This window comes from Burkholderia sp. AU17457 (genome assembly GCF_002223255.1).
Lineage (GTDB): Bacteria > Pseudomonadota > Gammaproteobacteria > Burkholderiales > Burkholderiaceae > Burkholderia > Burkholderia sola.
Window position 1 is genome coordinate 1,395,676 of record NZ_NKFB01000005.1, and the last position, 19,817, is coordinate 1,415,492.

Annotated in this window: 16 protein-coding genes; 11 read left to right on the top strand and 5 right to left on the bottom strand. The window is 67.5% G+C overall.

Annotation, left to right across the window (positions count from 1 at the left end):
• The first annotated feature begins 13 nt into the window (after positions 1-13).
• Entirely contained in the window at positions 14-400 is a 387-nt protein-coding gene (locus CFB49_RS23525) for an ester cyclase (protein ID WP_089492458.1), read from the top strand.
• A gap of 500 nt (positions 401-900) precedes the next feature.
• The gene (locus CFB49_RS23530) at positions 901-3,063 is read left to right on the top strand and encodes a hypothetical protein (RefSeq protein WP_089492459.1); all 2,163 of its coding nucleotides are present in this window, start codon (positions 901-903) and stop codon (positions 3,061-3,063) included.
• A gap of 84 nt (positions 3,064-3,147) precedes the next feature.
• Here CFB49_RS23530 and CFB49_RS23535 read toward each other — a convergent pair whose 3' ends face one another.
• Positions 3,148-3,888, bottom strand: coding sequence for a sulfite exporter TauE/SafE family protein (locus CFB49_RS23535; RefSeq protein WP_089492460.1), 741 nt, complete (start codon positions 3,886-3,888; stop codon positions 3,148-3,150).
• A gap of 128 nt (positions 3,889-4,016) precedes the next feature.
• Positions 4,017-5,018: an aldo/keto reductase gene (locus tag CFB49_RS23540; RefSeq protein WP_089492461.1), complete on the bottom strand. Its 1,002-nt coding sequence runs from the start codon at positions 5,016-5,018 to the stop codon at positions 4,017-4,019.
• Between the two features lie 142 nt (positions 5,019-5,160).
• Here CFB49_RS23540 and CFB49_RS23545 point away from each other — a divergent pair, with 142 nt between their 5' ends.
• Positions 5,161-6,072 carry a LysR family transcriptional regulator gene (locus CFB49_RS23545; RefSeq protein WP_069618005.1) on the top strand — a complete coding sequence of 304 codons (912 nt, stop codon included), beginning with the start codon at positions 5,161-5,163 and terminating at the stop codon, positions 6,070-6,072.
• A gap of 43 nt (positions 6,073-6,115) precedes the next feature.
• Here the strand turns inward: CFB49_RS23545 and CFB49_RS23550 are convergent, their stop codons facing one another.
• Positions 6,116-7,270, bottom strand: coding sequence for a porin (locus CFB49_RS23550; protein ID WP_069618006.1), 1,155 nt, complete (start codon positions 7,268-7,270; stop codon positions 6,116-6,118).
• Positions 7,271-7,649: 379 nt separating this feature from the next.
• Between CFB49_RS23550 and CFB49_RS23560 the strand changes: the two genes are divergently transcribed.
• Together CFB49_RS23560 and CFB49_RS23565 are read left to right on the top strand one after the other, a co-directional pair.
• Positions 7,650-8,747 (top strand): OpgC domain-containing protein, encoded by a 1,098-nt coding sequence (locus CFB49_RS23560; RefSeq protein WP_069618007.1) that lies wholly within the window; start codon positions 7,650-7,652, stop codon positions 8,745-8,747.
• Between the two features lie 61 nt (positions 8,748-8,808).
• Positions 8,809-9,756 (top strand): alpha/beta hydrolase, encoded by a 948-nt coding sequence (locus CFB49_RS23565; protein WP_069618008.1) that lies wholly within the window; start codon positions 8,809-8,811, stop codon positions 9,754-9,756.
• An 84-nt stretch (positions 9,757-9,840) separates the two neighbouring features.
• Here CFB49_RS23565 and CFB49_RS23570 read toward each other — a convergent pair whose 3' ends face one another.
• Positions 9,841-11,055 carry an FAD-dependent monooxygenase gene (locus CFB49_RS23570; RefSeq protein ID WP_089492462.1) on the bottom strand — a complete coding sequence of 405 codons (1,215 nt, stop codon included), beginning with the start codon at positions 11,053-11,055 and terminating at the stop codon, positions 9,841-9,843.
• Between the two features lie 166 nt (positions 11,056-11,221).
• Between CFB49_RS23570 and CFB49_RS23575 the strand changes: the two genes are divergently transcribed.
• The gene (locus CFB49_RS23575) at positions 11,222-12,166 is read left to right on the top strand and encodes a LysR family transcriptional regulator (RefSeq protein ID WP_089436675.1); all 945 of its coding nucleotides are present in this window, start codon (positions 11,222-11,224) and stop codon (positions 12,164-12,166) included.
• Positions 12,167-12,306: 140 nt separating this feature from the next.
• Entirely contained in the window at positions 12,307-13,065 is a 759-nt protein-coding gene (locus tag CFB49_RS23580) for an SDR family oxidoreductase (protein ID WP_089492463.1), read from the top strand.
• 102 nt (positions 13,066-13,167) lie between these two features.
• On the opposite strand, the gene CFB49_RS23585 is transcribed toward CFB49_RS23580, so the two are convergent.
• Complete coding sequence (locus tag CFB49_RS23585; protein ID WP_089492464.1) at positions 13,168-13,542, bottom strand: hypothetical protein; 375 nt, start codon at positions 13,540-13,542, stop codon at positions 13,168-13,170.
• 51 nt (positions 13,543-13,593) lie between these two features.
• On the opposite strand from CFB49_RS23585, the gene CFB49_RS35915 reads away from it, so the two are divergent.
• The 4 genes from CFB49_RS35915 to CFB49_RS23600 all read left to right on the top strand — a co-directional run bounded on the left by CFB49_RS35915 (position 13,594) and on the right by CFB49_RS23600 (position 19,794).
• Positions 13,594-13,782, top strand: coding sequence for a hypothetical protein (locus CFB49_RS35915; protein WP_143329313.1), 189 nt, complete (start codon positions 13,594-13,596; stop codon positions 13,780-13,782).
• A gap of 103 nt (positions 13,783-13,885) precedes the next feature.
• Complete coding sequence (locus tag CFB49_RS23590) at positions 13,886-17,140, top strand: efflux RND transporter permease subunit (protein ID WP_069618013.1); 3,255 nt, start codon at positions 13,886-13,888, stop codon at positions 17,138-17,140.
• Positions 17,130-18,335: an efflux RND transporter periplasmic adaptor subunit gene (locus CFB49_RS23595; protein ID WP_089492465.1), complete on the top strand. Its 1,206-nt coding sequence runs from the start codon at positions 17,130-17,132 to the stop codon at positions 18,333-18,335. The genes CFB49_RS23590 and CFB49_RS23595 overlap by 11 nt, the downstream gene beginning before the upstream one ends.
• Positions 18,328-19,794, top strand: coding sequence for an efflux transporter outer membrane subunit (locus CFB49_RS23600; RefSeq protein ID WP_089492466.1), 1,467 nt, complete (start codon positions 18,328-18,330; stop codon positions 19,792-19,794). The genes CFB49_RS23595 and CFB49_RS23600 overlap by 8 nt, the downstream gene beginning before the upstream one ends.
• The last annotated feature ends 23 nt before the right edge of the window (positions 19,795-19,817 follow it).

The following is a 19,817-nucleotide window of genomic DNA, read 5'->3' on the forward strand; positions in this document are numbered from 1 at the left end:
CGGAGACTTGACCATGACCGATATCGATCTCGCCACCCGCTATCGCGCGTATATCGACTGCCTGAACCGACAGGACTGGACGGCGCTCGGCGAGTACGTGTCCGACGACGTGATCCACAACGACCGGCCGCTCGGCCTCGCCGGTTACCGCGCGATGCTGGAACAGGACTTCCGCGACATTCCCGACCTGCGCTTCGACATCCGGCTGCTCGTGTGCGAGCCGCCGCGGGTCGCGTGCCGCCTTCGCTTCGCGTGTTCGCCGAAAGAGACGTTCATGGGGCTCGCCGTCGACGGCCGCAAGGTCACGTTCGCCGAGAACGTGTTCTACGAGTTTCACGAAGGCAAGATCCGCCAGGTGTGGTCGGTGATCGACAAGGCGGCGATCGAGAAGCAGCTTTGAACGTCATCGAAACGGCGGCTCGTCGCGTGCGGCGGCGGGTGGCCGTGAGCGGTTCGCTGCAGTTCGAGTCTTGTGGATAACGTTTTCTCTCTTCATGCAGCGAGAACCCGTTTCCCGCCCCATCTTCCGCCCGTTGCCTCAAAGCTTCGCTCCCGCGCTGACCATGCGATCATCGAGATAAAAATCCCGGCGATTGACGCGTAATTCCGGTTCTTCTCCCGTACGCCCCGACCTCCCCCATTCGGGTTTCTACCGGCGCATCCGATGTGAAAGTTCATTGACATCACGCGGATCGATGCCTAAATTTGGAAAACGTTTTCCAACGCGCGAGCGAGGGATCCGTCATGGCCCGCGCAGGGGAACGCTTGCCTGCTCGATTCGCGATTCAGGCGTCCGTCTTCAGGGATCAGGGTTGGCGAGGCGGACGCCGGGTACGGGCACCGAGCGCGGCATCGGCGACACGTGCCCGTGCTTCACCACTATTCAAAATTGGAGACACCATGCATCCGCGCAGCAGATTCACGCTCGGCGCCGCGCTCAGCGCCCTTTCCGTCGTGCTCGTGAGCGCGTGCGGCGGCAACGACGTGACCGACACGCCGTCGTCGCCCCCGACCTCCACCCCGCCCGCGCTCGCGTCGAACTCGCTGCAGGCGCTCGTCTACGGCGCGCCCGACACCAGCGTGCCGGCCGGCACGAACATCCCGGTCACGATGATGGGCCAGATGCGCGCGCTGTTCGACCTGATCCGCAAATCGCCCGATTTCACGCAGGTCGTGATGGATCTCGGCGACGGCACGCCCGTCCATGTGCTCGACACGAACACCGGCGACAAATTCCTGCCCGGAAAGCTCGCGCTCGGCCTGTCGTACATCCTGATCGACATGAAGTCGAAGAACGATCCGCAATACGCGAGCTACCTCGCGACGTACCAGACGATCACGACCGCGATGATGGCGCAGTCGGGCGGCAACTATGCGTATGCGAACACGTCGTGGGGCGAGTACTACTACCTCGTCGCGCTGAACAACCTGAAGGCGCACGGGATGCTCAACGAAGTCTTCAGCGACGCGATGCTCGCGACGCTGCAGCAGCGGCTCACGTTCTGCGACATGTTCGGCCCCGATGCGAGCGGCAAGACCACGACGTGTCCGGCCGCCGGCACGCCGATCGACATCGCGTCGCTGAACACCGCGCAGAACTACTATGCGGTGTCCTACGGCATTGCCGGGCTGCGCCAGAAGCTTGGCTGGGGCAGCCCGTCCTTCGCATCGAAGACCGATCCGGCGGTCGCGACGATGAGCGCACGCGACGCGCTGCTGTACACGCTGACGAACCACATCCGCCACGATTCGTCGGGCGGGTTCTCCGACGAAGCGTCGAACACGCACACGACCTACTACGACCAGGCGCGCTTCGACCGCTACAGCACGCTGCTGATCGGCGAGGTGGTCGAGCGCACGTTCGAGATGGGCAACGAAGCGAACCTGACGCCGGAGCTGAAGGGCTATCTGCGCAAGTCGGTCGACCTGATCCTGCCGCAGCTGAACGCCGACGGCCAGGGCTTCAACTACGGCCGCTCGATCGGCCCGTACGGCGATTCCGCGTTCATGGAAGTGCTGACGGCCGCGGCCAATGCAGGCGTGCTGACCGATCGCGAGAAACAGGTTGCGTATGCATTCATCTACCAGGCCGCGCGTCGTTTCGACACGTACTGGTACGACCCGTCGCTGCCGACGCCGTCCGTGAACATGTGGGTCAAGGGCCGCGGCACCGACACGTATCGCGGCAAGCCGCGCGTGATGGGCGAGAACTTCAGCCTGCTGCACCAGTACCTGTACGTGAACGCATGGTGGAACAAGCTCGGCTTCGGCGGCCAGGCGCCGATGGCCGATGCGGACTACCGCGCATGGCTCGACGCGCTGCCGCGCTACACGCTCACCTGGTACAACGAGCCGGGCGATGCCGCGCATCCGTACAGCGCCGCGCTGCTCACCGTGCGCGACGGCCGACGCGTGATCAACCTGAACCTCAGCCAGGCGCCCGACTACAACGCGTACACGCCGTATTACCCGGTGCCGTTCTCCGACAAGCTGATCTACGGCACGACCGACCTCGGCTATGCGCTGCTGCTGCCGCAGGTGACGTACAACGCGAAGACCTACATTCCCGTCACTTACTACAAGAACCTGAACGTGCAGCAAAGCAACGGCCAGGTGATCGTGTCGTTCGATACGACGAAGTTCCGCCTCGCGTCGAAGAATGCCGCGTACACGACGGATCTCGACCTGCAGGTGCACACGGTGCTGACGTTCGCGCACGGCACGGTCTCGCGCAGCGATACGCTGAGTTCTGGCACGCTCGCGGGCAACCTCGCGGTCGAGACGGACTTCACGTCGTTCGCGGATTTCGCGTCGACGCAGGCCAACGGCGACGGCGTGTCGGTGACGTACGCGAACAGCGCCGCGACCGGCTATGCGGCATCCGGGTTCGACAACTGCGCGCTGTCCGCCTTCGACACGGCGAACGGCGCGACGAATCCGCTGTCGACGACGCCGATCGGGCAACTGCATTCGAACTTCGCATGCACGACGAAACCGTTCGCGCTCGGCGCGGGCGCGACCCGCACGGTCGGGTGGACGCTGAGGTACGCCGATCCGGCGTAAGCGGCACGACCGCGCTCCCGCGACCGTTCCCGAAGCCGGTTGCCGAAACCGGCTTCGGGATCATTCAGCGCCCGGGGGACGCGTTCACCACCATCCCGATCCCGCCATATACGCACCGAGCGCAATCAGTCCGACGAAGAAGCAACGCTTGAACGTCTTCTCGCTCATCACGCGCCGCGCATATTGCCCGCCGGCCATCCCTGCCAGCGCGGGCACGAGCGCGAGCGCCGACACGCCGAGATCGACCGCCTGCAGTGCGCCCGTGACGCGCAACTGCAGCGCGAGCACGATCGTCGATGCGGTAAACGACAGTCCGAGCGCCTGGATCAGATCGTCCTTCGACAGCCGCAGCGCCTGCAGGTACGGCACGGCCGGTACGACGAACACGCCGGTCGCGGCCGTCACGACGCCCGTCAGGTAGCCGACCACGGCCGACAGCCATCTTTCATGGCGGCCCGGCGCGGGCAGCCGCGCCGCCGCCAGCCCCCACAGCCCGTAAAGCACCAGCACGATGCCGAGCGCCGTGTGCGTCCACGTGCTGCCGGCCGCGAGCGCCGGCAGCCCGCCCGTCAGCGTACCGACCGTCAGGCCGGCGAGCAGCGGCCACAGCCGGCGCAGCAGCGCGCCAACCGACGGGCCGAGCCACAACTGCCACACGTTGGTGATGAACGACGGCACGAGCAGCAGGCTCGCCGCGGCCGACGGCGGCATCGCGAGCGTCAGCAGTCCCATCGCGATCGTCGGCAGCCCGAGCCCGATCATGCCCTTGACCGCGCCGGCCAGCAGGAAAACCAGCACGATGATCGTCAGCGTATGAATTTGCATGGCGGCATTCCGTCCGTTGAGTACGGCGCCGATGGTGCCTGCCCGCCATGCCGCCCGCCATCTGGCTTTGCCTGAGGCTGGCTCGGGCCCGCCGGACGGCGCTCGCGGCCTTGATCCGGCCCCATGGATCACCCCCGGCCCTGCTCGCTGTCGAGGTGCACCATTTGCGCGGCCGGATAGCGGTCGCCGGCAGCCGCCCCGGCGGGAACCGCCGCTTCGATGCGTGCGAGATCTTCGACCGTTAGTTGCAATTCTGTCGCCAGCAAACCGTCCTGCAGTTGGGTGCGCTTGCGCGCGCCGACCAGCGGCACGATGTCGGCGCCGCGCGACAGCGCCCACGCGATCGCGACCTGCGCCGGATTGCTCTCCTTCTCGTCGGCGATCGCGCGCAGCGCGTCGACGAGCGCGAGGTTGTGCGCGAGGTTCTCGCCCTGGAAGCGCGGGCTCGCCGCGCGGAAATCGCGCTCGCCCTGCCGCGCCGCGCTCCAGCGCCCGCCCAGCAGCCCGCGCGACAGCACGCCGTAGGCCGTCACGCCAATGCCGAGCGCGCGGCAGACGGGGAGGATTTCGGCCTCGATCCCGCGTGACAGCAACGAATATTCGATCTGCAGATCGGCGATCGGCGCGACGGCGGCCGCGCGGCGGATCGTGTCCGCGCCGGCTTCCGACAGCCCGATATGACGCACGTACCCGGCCTTCACGAGATCGGCGATCGCACCGACCGTTTCCTCGATCGGCACCGCCGGATCGACGCGTGCCGGCCGGTAGATGTCGAGGTAGTCGGTGCCGAGCCGCTTCAACGAATACGCGACGAAGTTCCGGACCGCCGCGGGCCGCGCGTCGTAGCCGGCGAACCCGCCGGCCGGATCGCGCAGCGCGCCGAATTTCACGCTGATGCGCACTTGGTCGCGCGCCCGGCCGCGCAGCGCGTCGCGGATCAGCATCTCGTTGTCGCCCATGCCGTAGAAGTCGCCCGTATCGAGCAGCGTGACGCCGTTGTCGAGCGCCGCATGCAGCGTCGCGATGCTTTCGTCGCGGTCGGCCGGCCCGTAGAAATCCGACATCCCCATGCAGCCGAGCCCGATCGCCGAAACCTGCGGGCCCGTGCGGCCCAGTTGACGCATGTCCATGTCCGTTTCCTTCAAAGGGTGAGTAGATGCAACGGATTCTGGCCGCACGACGCCGCGCGATAAACGCGAAACGCGCCACCAAACCATTCGACGCTGATTAACAATGGAGCCTGTTCCCGTTCCCGCCAAGGTTCTCGCCCGCATGGACCATCTGCAAGCAATGCGCGTCTTCGCGCGCGTCGCCCATCTCGGCAGCTTCACGAAAGCGGCGGAGCAGCTCCAGCTGCCGCGCCCGACGGTCAGCAACGCCGTCCAGTATCTGGAAAAGCACCTGAAGATCCGCCTGCTGCAACGCACGACGCGGCGCGTCGCGCTGACCGCCGAGGGCGCGACCTACTACGAGCGCTGCGTGCAGTTGCTCGCCGACCTCGACGACGCGGAAACGCTGTTCGAGGATGCCGGCGCGTCGCCGCGCGGCGTGATCCGCGTCGACCTGCCCGAACGGTTCGCGCTGAACCAGGTGATTCCGGCGCTGCCGGATTTCCACGCGCGCTACCCCGACCTGCGCATCGTGATCAGCACGACCGACCGCTTCGTCGATCTCGTGGCCGACGGCATCGACTGCGCGGTGCGGGTCGGCGTGCTGTCCGACACGTCGCTCGTCGCGCGGCGCGTCGGCGAGATGGCCCAGATCAACTGCGCGTCGCCCGCCTATCTCGCGCGCCACGGCACGCCGCGCTCGCCGGACGACCTGCCGGACCACGTCGCGGTCGGCTATTTCTCGAGCCGCACGGGCCGCGAGCTGGACTGGGAATATGCGGACATGGATTCGGGCGAGATGCACACGGTGAAGATGCACAGCGTCGTGTCGGTCAACAGCTCGCAGGCGTATCTCGCGTGCTGCCTCGCGGGCCTCGGGCTGATCCAGGCGCCGCGCGACGGGCTCGCGCCGCTGCTCGCCGACGGCTCGCTGGTCGAGGTGCTGCCGGAATGGAACGCGGGGCCGCTGCCCGTATCGGTGGTGTTTCCGACCGGCCGGCATCTCGCGCCGCGCGTGCGGATCTTTGTCGACTGGCTCGCGGAAACGCTCGGCAGCGCGCGCCGGGCGGACTGACGACGGCCGTGCCGGGGCCGTTCGCCCCGGCGCCGGCGCCCGGTCAGAACTTGTGGCGGATCGCGGCGCGCACCGCGAACTGGTTCGACGATGCCGACGGGCCGTCCGTGCCGACGACATAGCCGCCGTCGGCCGCCGTGCCCGTCTTGTCGCCGCCCACCTTCTGCCACGCGCCCTGCAGGTACACGTCGGTGCGCTTCGACAGGCTGTAGTCGGCCATCAGGCCGACCGTGTGGTACTTCGGCTTGAACGAGCCGGCCGCGGCATCGTACTTGCCGTCCGTATACACGTACTGCGCGCCCAGGTAGAAATCGGGCGTGAGCTGGTACTTCCCGTTGATCTCGAAGTTCTGGAACTTCGTCGCGGTCAGCCCGAGGCCGGCGAACGTCGACGCCGGCAGGTAGACCGTCGATACCGGGTTCTTCACGTCGGTCTTCGTATAGACGACGCCGACCGTCGCCGCGCCGAACGTGTAGTTGACGCCGCCGCCGAAAATGCGCAGCCGGTCGGCGACGAAGTTCGCGTCGTCGGCCGCGATCGCGCCCGCGTTGCCGATGCCCGGGTTGTTCGCCTGCAGGTACGCGGCCGCGACCTGCAGCCCGGCCAGCGAATACTGCGCGCCGATACTGTACTGGCGGTTGTTCGAGAAGCCCGTGCTGTTGCTGAAGCTGTACGTGCCGCCGAACGTCAGGCCGTTCCAGTCGGCGCTCGCGTACTTGACCGTGTTGTTGACGCGGAACGAGTTGTCCGTGTTGTCGTTGTCGAACGGGTGCGAGAACAGCGTGCCGCCCCAGTTGCCGTTCGCGGTCAGCGGCGCGAGATAGTCGACGACGGCATCGTACTGACGGCCGAACGTCAGCGTGCCGAAGCGCGACTCGGACAACCCGACGAACGCCTGACGGCCGAACATGCGGCCGCCCTGGCCGAGCCGGCCGTTGTTCACGTCGAAACCGTTTTCCAGCGTGAAGACCGCCTTCAGCCCGCCGCCGAGATCCTCGCTGCCCTTCAGGCCCCACCGGCTGCCCTGCGCATAGCCGCTCGCGAGCTGGTAATTGGTCTTTCCGACCCCATTGACGTTGACGTTGTTCGTGTAATTGAAGCCTTCGTCGATCACGCCGTACAGCGTCACGCTGGTCTCGGCAAAGGCCGGCGCGGCGAAGGCAGCGAGCGCGGCGGCAAAAATGACGTGCTTCCTCATGACGAATCTCCGGAGCCGGGGGCCGGGCTGGCCGAACGCCCGGCGAATGTTTGGTCTGTTGTATGTGGCCCGCAGGGCGGACGACGCGGTGTGCGGCCGCGTGAGGACAAAATGGTGTCACGACGCAAATCGTCCGTCCATCGGGTGCGGGTGGTCGCGCGCAAAGCGTTGCGCTCGTCCAACTGCCCCGTCGCGCGGACAGCCCGACCGGGCTTGTCGGCAGCGGCCGGCCGGCCCGCCATCCGCGTAAACCCGGAAGGCTTCGCATCGGTGGCACAATGCGCATCCGTTCGCCATTTCTTCACGAAGTCATGCTTCACCCCGATTCATGCGCGGCGCGTGCCGGCCGTGCCCGCGGCCCGCGCCGGAAGGCGCTCCGATGACCGCGCCGGCCCGGGCCGGCCGCTACGCCGAGCTCGATTTCTTCCGCGGCCTCGTGCTGCTCGTCATCGTCGTCGACCACATCGGCGGCAGCATCCTGTCGCGCGTCACGCTGCACGCGTATGCGCTGTGCGACGCGGCCGAGGTGTTCGTGTTTCTCGGCGGCTTCGCGACCGCCATTGCGTACAACTCGCTCGCCGAGCGGCACGACGAGGCCGCCGCGCGCCAGCGTTTCATCCGGCGCGCGTTCGAGATCTACCGCGCGTTCCTCGTGACGGCCGGCCTGATGCTGCTGATCACCGCCGCGCTGAACGCGTTCGCGATCGACGGCCCGAACATGCCGACCAACGATCTCGACGGGCTGCTGCACAAGCCGCTCGCCGCGCTGCGCGACATCCTGCTGTTCCGCCGCCAGCCGTACCTCGCATCGGTGCTGCCGATGTACGCGTTCTTCGCGCTGCTCGTCCCGCTCGCGCTGCCGCTCGCGCGCACGCAGCCGTGGCTGATGCTCGCGTTCAGCGGATCGCTGTGGTACGCGGCGCCGCACGTCGCACGCTTCTTGCCGACCGTCGAAGGGGCGCCGTGGGATTTCAACCCGTTCGCCTGGCAGTTCCTGTTCGTGCTCGGCGTGATCGCGCGCTGCCAGCCCGTCTACCAGACCCTCGCGCCGAAGCCGCAGGGCTGGCTGCTGACGGCCGCGGCGCTCGCGATCGTCGCCGCCGGCGCGTACTACCGGCTGCGCATCGAGCCGTTCCCGACCGATCCGTCGATCAAGCAGAACCTCGGTGCGCTGCGGCTCGTGAACTTCCTCGCGATCGCGTGGCTCGCGGCCAAGCTCGTGCACCTCGGCTGGATGAAGAAGGTCGCGCACGCGATGCCGTGGATCGGCACGATCGGCCGGCAGGGGCTGCTGTGCTTCGTCGCGGGCACCGGTATTTCGCTCGCGGTCGATTCGCTGCTCTATCAGGCGACCGAAGGCTATCTCGACGTGCCGCTCGGCCTCACCGCCGACGCCGTCGCGATCGGGCTGCTGTATCTCGTGGCCAAACTCTACGGGCCGCTCGTCGCGCGGCTGCCGTTCCGTTCGCGGCCATGACGCGCCGCGCCGTCATGCGCCGCTGCTACGATAGCCGGCGCCACTCCTGAAACGATTCGCCATGCGCCGACTCGCCCTCCCGTTCGCCCTCGCCCTGATCGCCGGCGCGATCGCCACCGCCCATGCCACGCCGCCGTCGGCGGCGCCGGCCGCCACGCCGGGGGTATCGCCCGCGCCGCCGGCCGTCCAGACCGCGACGACGCCGTCGACCGCGCAGGAGCCGCCCGTCAATCCGGGCAGCAGCGTCGTGCTGCGCACGTTCCGGTCGGCGTCGCTGAAGCGCGACTGGTCGTACACGGTCTACCTGCCGCCCGGCTACAACCCGGAAGGCGCGCGCTACCCGGTGATGTACCTGCTGCACGGCAACGCGGGCAACGCGAACGACTGGGTCACGCAGGGCCGGCTGCAGGCCACCGCCGACACGCTGATCGAGCGCCGCGACATTCCGCCGGTCGTGATCGTGATGCCGCAGGGCGGCACCGACTGGTACGTCGACCGCAAGGAGAAGATGCAGAGCGCGTTCCTCAACGACCTGCTGCCCGAAGTCGAGGCGCACTTCGCGGTGTCGAACCAGCGCGCGGGCCGCGCGATCGGCGGCGTGTCGATGGGCGGCTTCGGCGCGCTGCGCTTCTCGCTGCTCGAACCGGGGCTGTTCTGCGGCGCGATGCTGCTGAGCCCCGCGATCTATGCGAACGAGCCGCCGCTCAATTCCGCCGCGCGCTACGTCGGCGTGTTCGGCGACCGGCAGTTCGATTCGCGCGTGTGGCACGAACTGAACTACCCGGCGCTGCTGCGAGGCTATTTCGCGCGCAACTGGCGCGTGCCGATGTTCATCGCGGCCGGCGACGACGACCTGACGATCCAGGCGGAATCGAGCGTGCTGTATACGCACCTGCGCCGCGCGCAGAATCCGGCCGAGCTGCGCATCGTCGACGGCGGGCATACGTGGGACGTCTGGCGCGGGTTGCTCGGGCAGGGGTTGAAGTATGCGCTGGAGTGCGTGAAGTGACGGCCGGCGGCCGTTGCGCCGACCGTTTCGGGCTGGCGGGTCGGTAATCGGCCGACCGCCGTCGAGGGCCGCCGTGCCCGCCGCTCAAAGCCACGTCCCGCCCTGCCGCTCGCTCGGCTCCGTATCGAGCGCATCGAAATCGTGGATCCAGTCCAGGTGATGCAGCACGCGATCGCGGTCGGCCAGACGCGCGTTGCGTGCCTGCGCGGCCGGCCCGTCGGGAAGATGCAGCACGTCGGCTGCCGAGATCGATGCGTATTGCACCTTGCGCGTCCGGCCGCGACGCAGCCGCTCGTAGGCTTCCTGCGCTTCGCGCCAATTGCCCGGGCCGGCCTTCGCCAATTGCGCGGCCAACACCACCGCATCCTCGATCGACTGATTCGCGCCCTGCCCATGATGCGGCACCAGCGCATGCGCGGCATCACCGATCAACGTCACGCGCCCGCGGCTCCATCGGCCGAGCGGCGGACGGTGAAACAGCCCCCAGCGCTGGCTGATCGGCACGGCCGTGATCATCTGCACCACCGCCGGATGCCAATTCCGGAACGCACGCAGTTGCTCGCCTTCCTCGGCCGGCACGACCCAGTCGCGCGACGGCCACGGTGACGGATGCCGCTCGACCAGCAGGAAATTCTGGTCGCCGTCGTCGCCGATCGGATAGTGCAGCAGATGCCCGTGCGGCCCGATCCAGAACTGGATCGTGTCGGGATCGGGCAGCAGGTCCATGCGCGCGGCCGGCACCACGCCGCGAAAACCCGAACATCCCGAATACAGCGCATCGTCGTAGCCGAGCATCCAGCGTCGCGTGATCGAACGCGCGCCGTCCGCGCCGATCACGAGATCGGCGTCGACCTGCGTGCCGTTGTCGAACGACAGCGTCACGCGATCGGGGTGTTGCGCGAGGTCGACCAGACGATGGCCGAGATGGATGCGCTCGGGGCCGACCGCCGTCGACAGCACGGCCTGCAGATCCGCGCGATGCACGCCCCAGTACGCGCCGCCGAATTGCCGGCGGTAGTCGGGGGCACCGCGATGACGGCCGATCACCGCGCCGCTGCGCCCGTCGCGATAGACGAGCGCCGGGATATCCGCGCATACCGCATCGAAGGCCGCGCGCAAGCCCATGCGTTCGTAGAAGCGCGTCGCATTGGCCGACAGCGCGACCGCCGCGCCGACTTCGCGCAATTCAGGGGTCTGCTCGTAGAGTTGCGCGTCGATGCCATGCTCGCGCAAGGCGAGCGCGAGGGTCAGGCCGCCGATGCCGGCGCCGACGATCGCAATCTTCAGGTTCGTCTGCATGATGAAGGTGTCTCCGATAGGCGTATATGAGGTGTGCGACGGGCGCGGCGGTCATGTCGAATGCATGCGCCGTATCGGTATTTTCAGGAGTGGACTTTTATCCGGCAATAAAATGAAATGAATCTGCTTCATCACTGAATGCAATGAACCGGGCCACGCACAACCGATGGAACTGAGCGAGATCGACCTCAACCTGCTGCTGCTTTTCCAGCGGCTGATGCAGGAACGGCGCGTATCGAGCGTCGCCGAGCAAATGAACATGAGCCAGCCGGGCGTCAGCAACGCGCTCGCCAAACTGCGCCGCCGGCTCGGCGATCCGCTGTTCGTGCGCGGGCCCGGCGGCGTCGTGCCGACGCCGTTCGCGCTGCGTCTCGCGGAACCGGTGTCGCAGGCGCTCGCGACGCTGCACGCGGCGCTGAACCCCGACACCGCCTTCGATCCGCTGCGCGCCACGCGTACGCTGACGATCGGCATGACCGATATCGGCGAAGTCGTGTTCCTGCCCGCGCTGCTCGAACACCTGTCGCATGCGGCGCCGGGCATCGCGCTGAACACCGTGCGCAACACGAGCGTCAACCTCGGCGACGAAATGGCCGACGGCCGCGTCGATCTCGCGATCGGCCTGTTGCCGCAACTGAAGGGCGGGTTCTATCAGCGCCGGCTGTTCGATCAGCGCTACGTATGCCTGTTCCGGCGCGGGCACCCGCTCGAGGGAGCGCCGCTGACGGTCGACGCGTGGCGCGACGCCGAACATCTGGTCGTGGTGTCGGCCGGCACCGGGCACGGGCAGGTGGACGAATGGCTGACGCGGCGCCGCGTGAAACGCCAGGTGCGGCTGACGGTGCCGCATTTCATGAGCGTGGGCTACATCCTGCAGCGCACCGACCTGATCGCGACAGTGCCTGAGCATCTCGCGCTGCAGCTCGCCGCGCCGTTCTCGCTCGGCTGGCGTGCGCTGCCCGTCACGCTGCCCGGCGCGCCGATCCATATGCTGTGGCACACGCGGGTCAATCAGGACGAAGGGAACCGCTGGCTGCGGGATGTGGTGGTAGCGCTGTTCGCGGACACCGGCGCGCGAAGCCGGAAAATCGCGCCTGGTCGGAAGAAATAGTCGAGATCGCGGTCGCGGCGAGCGCGTTTCACGATGCCGCCCAAATCCGGGCATCATGCATTTCGACTACATTGCCGGAGTGGCGACGGCATCGACGATCAGCCACCTCCCCCGTCATTCAACCCGCAGGAAATCACGCCATGTCCGTCTCGAAGAAATTCGCCGCCGTCACCGGTGCCGGCTCCGGCATCGGTCGCGCCGCGGCCATCGCACTCGCCCAGGCAGGCTTCACCGTCGCGCTGCTCGGGCGTACGGAGGCGTCGCTGCGCGACACGCAGGACGCGATCCGCGCCGCCGGCAGCGACGCCGACGTGTTTCCCGTCGACGTCACCGACGAAGCGTCGGTCGACCATGCGTTCGCGCGGATCGCGCAACGGTTCGGCCGGCTCGATGTGCTGTTCAACAATGCCGGGCGCAACGCCCCGGTCGTGTCCCTCGACGAATACGAACTCGACGTGTGGAACAGCGTCGTCGCAACGAACCTGACCGGCGTCTTCCTGTGCGCGCGGGCTGCGTGGCGGCTGATGAAAACGCAAACGCCGCAGGGCGGCCGAATCATCAACAACGGCTCAATCTCGGCGCACGCGCCGCGCCCCGGCACGATCGCGTACACGGCCACCAAGCACGCGGTGGCCGGGATCACGAAGTCGCTGGCGCTGGACGGCCGCCGGTACAACATCGCGTGCGGCCAGATCGACATCGGCAACGCCGCAACGTCGCTCACGGAACGGATGACGCAAGGCGTCCCGCAAGCGGACGGCAGCCTGGCGCCCGAGGCGCGGATGGACGTGGTGCATGTCGCGAATGCGGTCGTCCAGATGGCGAATCTGCCGCTCGATACCAACATCCTCAACATGACGATCATGGCGACTGCGATGCCGTTCGTCGGGCGCGGATAGCGCGCATGGCAGCCAGTGCCGGGAGACGGCGTTCACACACTGGCTGCTACCCGATCACTCCGTCGCAACGACGCCGCATGCAAGCCCATTCACGACGCAGATTCAGTGCGGCAGGCCGATCGCCTGCCGCTCGTCCTCGAGCAGTTGCGTCAGCGAAGCGTGCAACCGTTCGAGGCTGCGCGGCGGTAGTGCAAAGCTTGCCCAACCCAGCCCGCTATGACGCAGTAACAGCACCACGCCGCCCTGCATCGGATGGCGCTCGGCGTACCAGCAAGGGTCCATTTCCGTCACGAATTGCTGCGTGTGCGGCGCACGTTCCGGCACGGCAGGCTGCATCGACGCGCGCAGCAAGCTCAAGTACTGGATGACTGCATCCACATCTTCCGGATCGAGCACGGCCGCGCCCCGTTCGATCGACATCAGCACCACGAGCTTGCCGCGCTCCTCGATCATCTTGATGCTCAACGGTTGTGTCATTTTTGTCGTCCTTGCCGGAATTACGCGATCCAATTATCGATCTCGGTACACGTGAACCGGCTGAAGATTCGTGATCTGCGCATGAATCTTTTTTTAGAAAACGCTAGAAGAGCGCGCAGCTTCATCGATTACTTCATCGATTACGTGGTCGGCTTCTGTCGCATGCCCGGCCCCGCCGCCACGCAGCTTGTCCGGCCGGCTATTAAAACTTGTTTCATCTTTTTTGCGACCGGCTGTTAGTAGCCGCTCCGCAGAATGCGCTCATCGGTTGCGCATCGGGTTTTTCCCGGCGACGCGCACATCCGGCTCTTCTTCACGACGATATTGAACGGAGCAGCACCTCATGCTGAAAATTGTCCGGCTCGCGCTCGCCCGGCCCTATACGTTCGTCGTACTGGCGCTGCTGATCCTGATCGCGGGCCCGCTCGCGGCCGTTCGAACGCCGATCGACATCTTCCCGGACATCCGCATCCCGGTAATCAGCGTCGTCTGGAACTACGCGGGCCTGCAGCCGGACGACATGTCCGGACGCGTGATCACGTACTACGAGCGCACGCTCGGCACGACGGTCAACGATGTCCAGCATATCGAGTCGCAATCGTTCCGCGGCTACGGCATCGTCAAGATCTTCTTCCAGCCGACCGTCGATATCCGCACGGCGACCGCGCAGGTCACGTCGATCTCGCAGACCGTGCTCAAGCAGATGCCGCCCGGCACCACGCCGCCGCAGATCCTCAACTACAACGCGTCGACCGTGCCCGTGCTGCAGATCGCGCTGACCAGCAACACGCTCGACGAACAAAAGCTCGAGGATTACGCGGTCAACTTCATTCGACCGCAGTTGCTGTCGGTGCCGGGTGTCGCGATTCCGACGCCGTACGGCGGCAAGGCGCGCGAAGTGCAGATCGACCTCGACCCGCAGGCGCTGCAATCGAAGGGGTTGTCTGCGCAGGACGTCGCGCACGCGCTCGCGCAGCAGAACCAGATCATCCCGGCCGGCACGCAGAAGATCGGCCGCTTCGAATACAACATCAAGCTCAACAACAGCCCGCTCTCGCTCGACGCGTTGAACGACCTGCCGATCAAGTCGGTCGACGGCACGACGATTTACATCCGCGACGTCGCGCACGTTCGCGACGGCTACCCGCCGCAGGGCAACATCGTGCGCGTGGACGGCCACCGCGCGGTGCTGATGAGTATCCTGAAGAACGGCTCGGCATCGACGCTCGACATCATCGCCGGCGTGAAGGCGAAGCTGCCGCTGGTCGAACAGACGCTGCCGCCGGGCCTGAAGCTCGTCACGATGGGCGACCAGTCGACCTTCGTGAACGGCGCCGTCAGCGGCGTGGCGCGCGAGGGCATCATCGCCGCCGCGCTGACCTCGCTGATGATCCTGCTGTTCCTCGGCTCGTGGCGCTCGACGCTGATCATCGCCGCGTCGATCCCGCTGGCCGTGCTCTCGGCAATCGCGCTGCTGGCGGCCACCGGCGAAACGCTCAACGTGATGACGCTCGGCGGCCTCGCGCTCGCGGTCGGGATCCTGGTCGACGATGCGACGGTGACGATCGAGAACGTGAACTGGCACCTCGAACAGGGCAAGGACACGCGCACCGCGATCGTCGACGGCGCGAAGCAGATCGTGATGCCCGCGCTCGTCTCGCTGCTGTGCATCTGCATCGTGTTCGTGCCGATGCTGATGCTCGACGGCATCTCGCGCTTTCTGTTCGTGCCGATGGCCAAGGCGGTGATCTTCTCGATGGCGTCGTCGTTCGTGCTGTCGCGCACCTTCGTGCCGATGCTCGCGCAATACCTGCTCAAGCCGCACGCATCGGCCGGTCACGCGTCGGGCGAACTGGCCGCGATCATGGATCCGCACGCGGGCCATGCCGGCGCGCACGACGTCCCGACGTCGCGCAATCCGCTGGTGCGCTTCCAGCGCGCCTTCGAGCGCCGCTTCGAATCCGTGCGCGCGTCGTACCGGATCCTGCTCGGCCTCGCGCTCACGCGCCGCAAGCCGTTCGTCGTCGCCTTCCTCGGCATCGTGGCGGCGTCCTTCCTGCTCGCGCCGTGGCTCGGCCGCAATTTCTTCCCGACCATCGATTCCGGCGAGATCGCGCTGCACGTGCGTGCGCCGGTCGGCACGCGGGTCGAGGAAACCGCCGCCGAGCTCGACCGCATCGAGAACACGATTCGCGGCGTGATCCCGCCCGCGCAGTTGCGCGAAGTGATCGACAACATCGGCTTGCCGAACAGCGGGATCAACCTGACCTACAACAACAGCGGCACGCTCGGGCCGCAGGATGGCGACATCCTGATCTCGCTGTCGCACGATCACGCGCCGACCGCCGACTACGTGCACACGCTGCGCGAACGCCTGCCGCGTGCCTATCCGGGCACCACGTTCTCGTTCCTGCCCGCCGACATCGTCAGCCAGATCCTCAACTTCGGCGCACCGGCGCCGGTCGACCTGCAGGTGGCCGGCCCGAACCAGCAGGCCAATCTCGCTTATGCGCGCGAGCTGTACCGCAAGCTGCGGCTGATCGCCGGCATCGCCGATCCGCGCATCCAGCAGGCCAGCACCTATCCGCAGTTCACGGTGACGGTCGATCGCACGCGCGCCGACCAGCTCGGCATCACCGAGCAGGACGTGACGAACTCGGTGGTCGCGACGCTGGCCGGCACCAGCCAGGTCGACCCGACCTACTGGCTCAACCCGCACAACGGCGTGTCCTATCCGATCGTCGCGCAAACGCCGCAGTACAGGATGACCACGCTGTCGGCGCTGCAGAACCTGCCGGTCACGGGCGCGAACGGCCAGTCCCAGTTGCTGGGCGGTCTGGCCACGATCACGCGTGGCGTCGGCAACGCGGTGGTGTCGCACTACAACATCGAACCGCTGTTCGACATCTACGCGACCACCCAGGGCCGCGACCTCGGCGCGGTCGCGGCCGACATCGACGGCATCGTCAAGGCCACCGCGAAGGATCTGCCCAAGGGCTCGACCGTCACGCTGCGCGGCCAGGTGCAGACCATGAACGGCGCGTTCGCCGGCCTGCTGCTCGGCCTCGTGGGCGCGATCGTGCTGATCTACCTGCTGATCGTCGTGAACTTCCATTCGTGGGCCGACGCATTCGTGATCGTCTCGGCGCTGCCGGCGGCGCTGGCCGGCATCGTCTGGATGCTGTTCACCACGCATACGCCGCTGTCGGTGCCGGCGCTGACCGGTGCGATCCTGTGCATGGGCGTGGCCACCGCCAACTCGATCCTCGTCGTCAGTTTCGCGCGCGAACGGCTGGCCGACACCGGTAACGCGCTGGCGTCCGCGCTCGAAGCCGGTTTCACGCGTTTCCGCCCGGTGCTGATGACCGCGCTCGCGATGATCATCGGCATGGCGCCGATGGCGCTCGGCCTCGGCGACGGCGGCGAACAGAACGCGCCGCTCGGCCGCGCGGTGATCGGCGGCCTCGCGTGCGCGACGATCGCGACGCTGTTCTTCGTTCCCGTCGTGTTCAGCCTCGTGCATCGGCGCGACGCGCTGAAGCACGATGCTTCCCGCGCTTCCTCCCTTTCCGCGTCCGGAGCTTCCCATGTCCACTGAGATCGATATCAAGTCGCCGAAACGGCTGCCCAACCTCAAGCTCGTCGCCACGCTCACCGCGCTGATCGCGGTCGGCATCGTGGCGACCGGCATCGTCGGCCGCGCGCACGCGAAACAGGACATGACGACCTGGTCCGCCGAACAGGCGGTGCCGACCGTGGTCGCGTATACGCCGTCGGCCGGCGGCGACGGCGCGACGCTCGTGCTGCCCGGCCATCTGTCCGCATTCGAGAGCGCGCCGATCCATGCACGGGTGTCGGGCTACCTGCATGCGTGGTACACCGATATCGGCGCGCACGTGAAGTCGGGGCAATTGCTCGCGCTGATCGATACGCCCGAACTCGACCAGCAACTGCAGCAGGCGCGTGCCGACCTGCAAAGCTCGCTTGCCAACGAGAAGCTGGCCGCGACCACGGCCGCGCGCTGGACCAGGATGCTCGCGCAGGATTCGGTATCGCAGCAGGAAACCGACGAGAAGAACAGCGACCTCGCGGCCAAGCAGGCGATCGTCGCGGCCAACGAGGCCAACGTGCGGCGCCTCGACGCGCTGGAGGCGTTCAAGCGCATCGTCGCGCCGTTCGACGGCGTCGTCACCGCGCGCAAGACCGACATCGGCCAGTTGATCTCGGCCGGCGGCGGTGCCGGTCCGGAGCTGTTTGCGGTGTCCGACGTCCACCGGATGCGCGTCTACGTGAGCGTGCCGCAGAACGAGGCCGCCACGATCCGGCCCGGCATGACGGCCACGCTGACCGTGCCCGAGCATCCGGGCGAAACCTTCCGGGCGACGCTCGCCGACACCGACGATTCGATCGCCGATTCGACCGGCACGCTGCTCGTCCAGTTGATGGTCGACAACCGCGACGGCAAGCTGATCCCCGGCGAATACACCGAAGTACATTTCGCGCTGCCGGCCGGGAGCACCCACGTGCTGACGATTCCGGCCAGCTCGTTGATCTTCCGGCAGGCCGGCCTGCAGGTCGCCGTGGTCGGCAAGGACGATCGCGCGGTATTCAAGCCCGTGACGATCGCGACCGATCTCGGCACGCACGTGCAGATCGCGACCGGCCTCGCGCCGGACGATCGCGTGATCGACAACCCGCCCGATTCGCTGGCCGACGGCGACCCGGTCAGGCTCGCGGCGCCGGCCCGCACCGTTGCGTCGGCCGCGCGCGATACGGAGCGTGCGCATGGCTAACCGGCTTCGGCTCGGCGCGATGCTCGCCGGCGTCGCGTTCCTCTGCGCGTGCTCGTTCGCGCCCGCCTATCACGCGCCGCAAACGGCGCTGCCGAACAGCTTCAAGGAAACGGGCGGCTGGCAGGCCGCGAAGCCGGCCGACCGCATCGCGCGCGACGGCTGGTGGAAGGCGTTCCGCGATCCCGTGCTCGACCGGCTCGAAGCACGGGTAGCCGCGGCCAACCCCGACGTGGCCGCGGCCGTGGCCCGTCACGACGAAGCGGCCGCGCTGTTCGATCAGGCGCGCTCGGGGCTGCTCCCGACCATCGGCCTCGGCGCGCAGGTCTCGAGCAACCGCCAATCGGCCACGCGGCCGCTGCGCGGCGCGAATCAGCCGAACGTCTATGGCGACAACACACTCGACGCCGGCTTCGACTACGACCTCGACTTGTGGGGGAAAGTCCGCAACGAAGTCGCGGCCGGGCGCGCCGACGCACAGGCCAGCGCCGACGATCTCGCGTCGGTGCGGCTGAGCCTGCAGGCCAGCCTCGCCAGCGCGTACTTCAGGCTGCGCGGGCTCGACCAGCAGCAACAGCTGCTGGCCGACACGATCGATACCTACCGGCGCGCGCTGCGCCTGACGATGAGCCGGCACGCGGGCGGCATCGCGTCCGATCTCGACGTGTCGCGCGCGCAGACGCAGCTCGATTCGGCCCGCGCGTCGGCCGAGGACGTACGGGCGCGTCGCGCGCTTGACGAGCACGCGATCGCGACGCTCACGGGTGTACCCGCGTCGTCGTTCTCACTGACGCCGGACGTCAACGCCGTGTATCTGCCGACGATCCCGACCGGTATTCCCGCGACGCTGCTGCAGCGGCGTCCTGACGTCGCGGCCGCCGAGCGGCGCATGGCCGCCGCCAACGCGAAGATCGGCGTGGTGCGCGCGGCGTTCTTCCCCGACGTCACGCTCGGGCTGGTCGGCGGGTACCAGAGCTCGGGCCTCGGCCACTGGCTCCGCTCGCCGAACGAGATCTGGTCGATCGGGCCCAGCCTCGCGCTGACGCTGTTCGACGGCGGCCGGCGCCAGGCGCTCACCGACCAGGCGCGCGCACAGCTTGCCGAGAACGGCGCGAAATACCGCGCGGTGGTGCTCGATGCATGCCGGCAGGTAGAAGACAACCTCGCACTCACGCACCACCTCGGCGACGAAGCCGATCGCGAGCAGGAAGCACTCGACGCGGCCGAACGCACGTTGCAGCTATCGATGTCGCGCTATCGGGACGGCGTTGTCAGCTATCTCGACGTCGTGACGGCGCAGGCCACCGAACTCGATACGAAGATCGCAATGCTGGCGTTGAACACGCGCCGGCAACTGGCGGCGGTGGAATTGATCGCCGCGCTGGGCGGCGGATGGTCGACCGATGAAGCCGCATCCGGTACGCAAGCACCGGCTGCGACGACGCCCCGTTCAGCGAACTGATTCCCTTGCGACACGGACGAGGC

What these genes read in the sequence shown, in the direction of transcription:
- CFB49_RS23600 (WP_089492466.1), top strand. Translation starts at nt 18,328, where the DNA reads ATGGCTAACCGGCTTCGGCTCGGCGCGATGCTCGCCGGCGTCGCGTTC.
- CFB49_RS23525 (WP_089492458.1), top strand. Translation starts at nt 14, where the DNA reads ATGACCGATATCGATCTCGCCACCCGCTATCGCGCGTATATCGACTGC.
- CFB49_RS23550 (WP_069618006.1), bottom strand. Translation starts at nt 7,270, where the DNA reads ATGAGGAAGCACGTCATTTTTGCCGCCGCGCTCGCTGCCTTCGCCGCG.
- CFB49_RS23545 (WP_069618005.1), top strand. Translation starts at nt 5,161, where the DNA reads ATGGACCATCTGCAAGCAATGCGCGTCTTCGCGCGCGTCGCCCATCTC.
- CFB49_RS23585 (WP_089492464.1), bottom strand. Translation starts at nt 13,542, where the DNA reads ATGACACAACCGTTGAGCATCAAGATGATCGAGGAGCGCGGCAAGCTC.
- CFB49_RS23540 (WP_089492461.1), bottom strand. Translation starts at nt 5,018, where the DNA reads ATGGACATGCGTCAACTGGGCCGCACGGGCCCGCAGGTTTCGGCGATC.
- CFB49_RS23535 (WP_089492460.1), bottom strand. Translation starts at nt 3,888, where the DNA reads ATGCAAATTCATACGCTGACGATCATCGTGCTGGTTTTCCTGCTGGCC.
- CFB49_RS23575 (WP_089436675.1), top strand. Translation starts at nt 11,222, where the DNA reads ATGGAACTGAGCGAGATCGACCTCAACCTGCTGCTGCTTTTCCAGCGG.
- CFB49_RS23590 (WP_069618013.1), top strand. Translation starts at nt 13,886, where the DNA reads ATGCTGAAAATTGTCCGGCTCGCGCTCGCCCGGCCCTATACGTTCGTC.
- CFB49_RS23580 (WP_089492463.1), top strand. Translation starts at nt 12,307, where the DNA reads ATGTCCGTCTCGAAGAAATTCGCCGCCGTCACCGGTGCCGGCTCCGGC.
- CFB49_RS23560 (WP_069618007.1), top strand. Translation starts at nt 7,650, where the DNA reads ATGACCGCGCCGGCCCGGGCCGGCCGCTACGCCGAGCTCGATTTCTTC.
- CFB49_RS23595 (WP_089492465.1), top strand. Translation starts at nt 17,130, where the DNA reads ATGTCCACTGAGATCGATATCAAGTCGCCGAAACGGCTGCCCAACCTC.
- CFB49_RS23565 (WP_069618008.1), top strand. Translation starts at nt 8,809, where the DNA reads ATGCGCCGACTCGCCCTCCCGTTCGCCCTCGCCCTGATCGCCGGCGCG.
- CFB49_RS23530 (WP_089492459.1), top strand. Translation starts at nt 901, where the DNA reads ATGCATCCGCGCAGCAGATTCACGCTCGGCGCCGCGCTCAGCGCCCTT.
- CFB49_RS23570 (WP_089492462.1), bottom strand. Translation starts at nt 11,055, where the DNA reads ATGCAGACGAACCTGAAGATTGCGATCGTCGGCGCCGGCATCGGCGGC.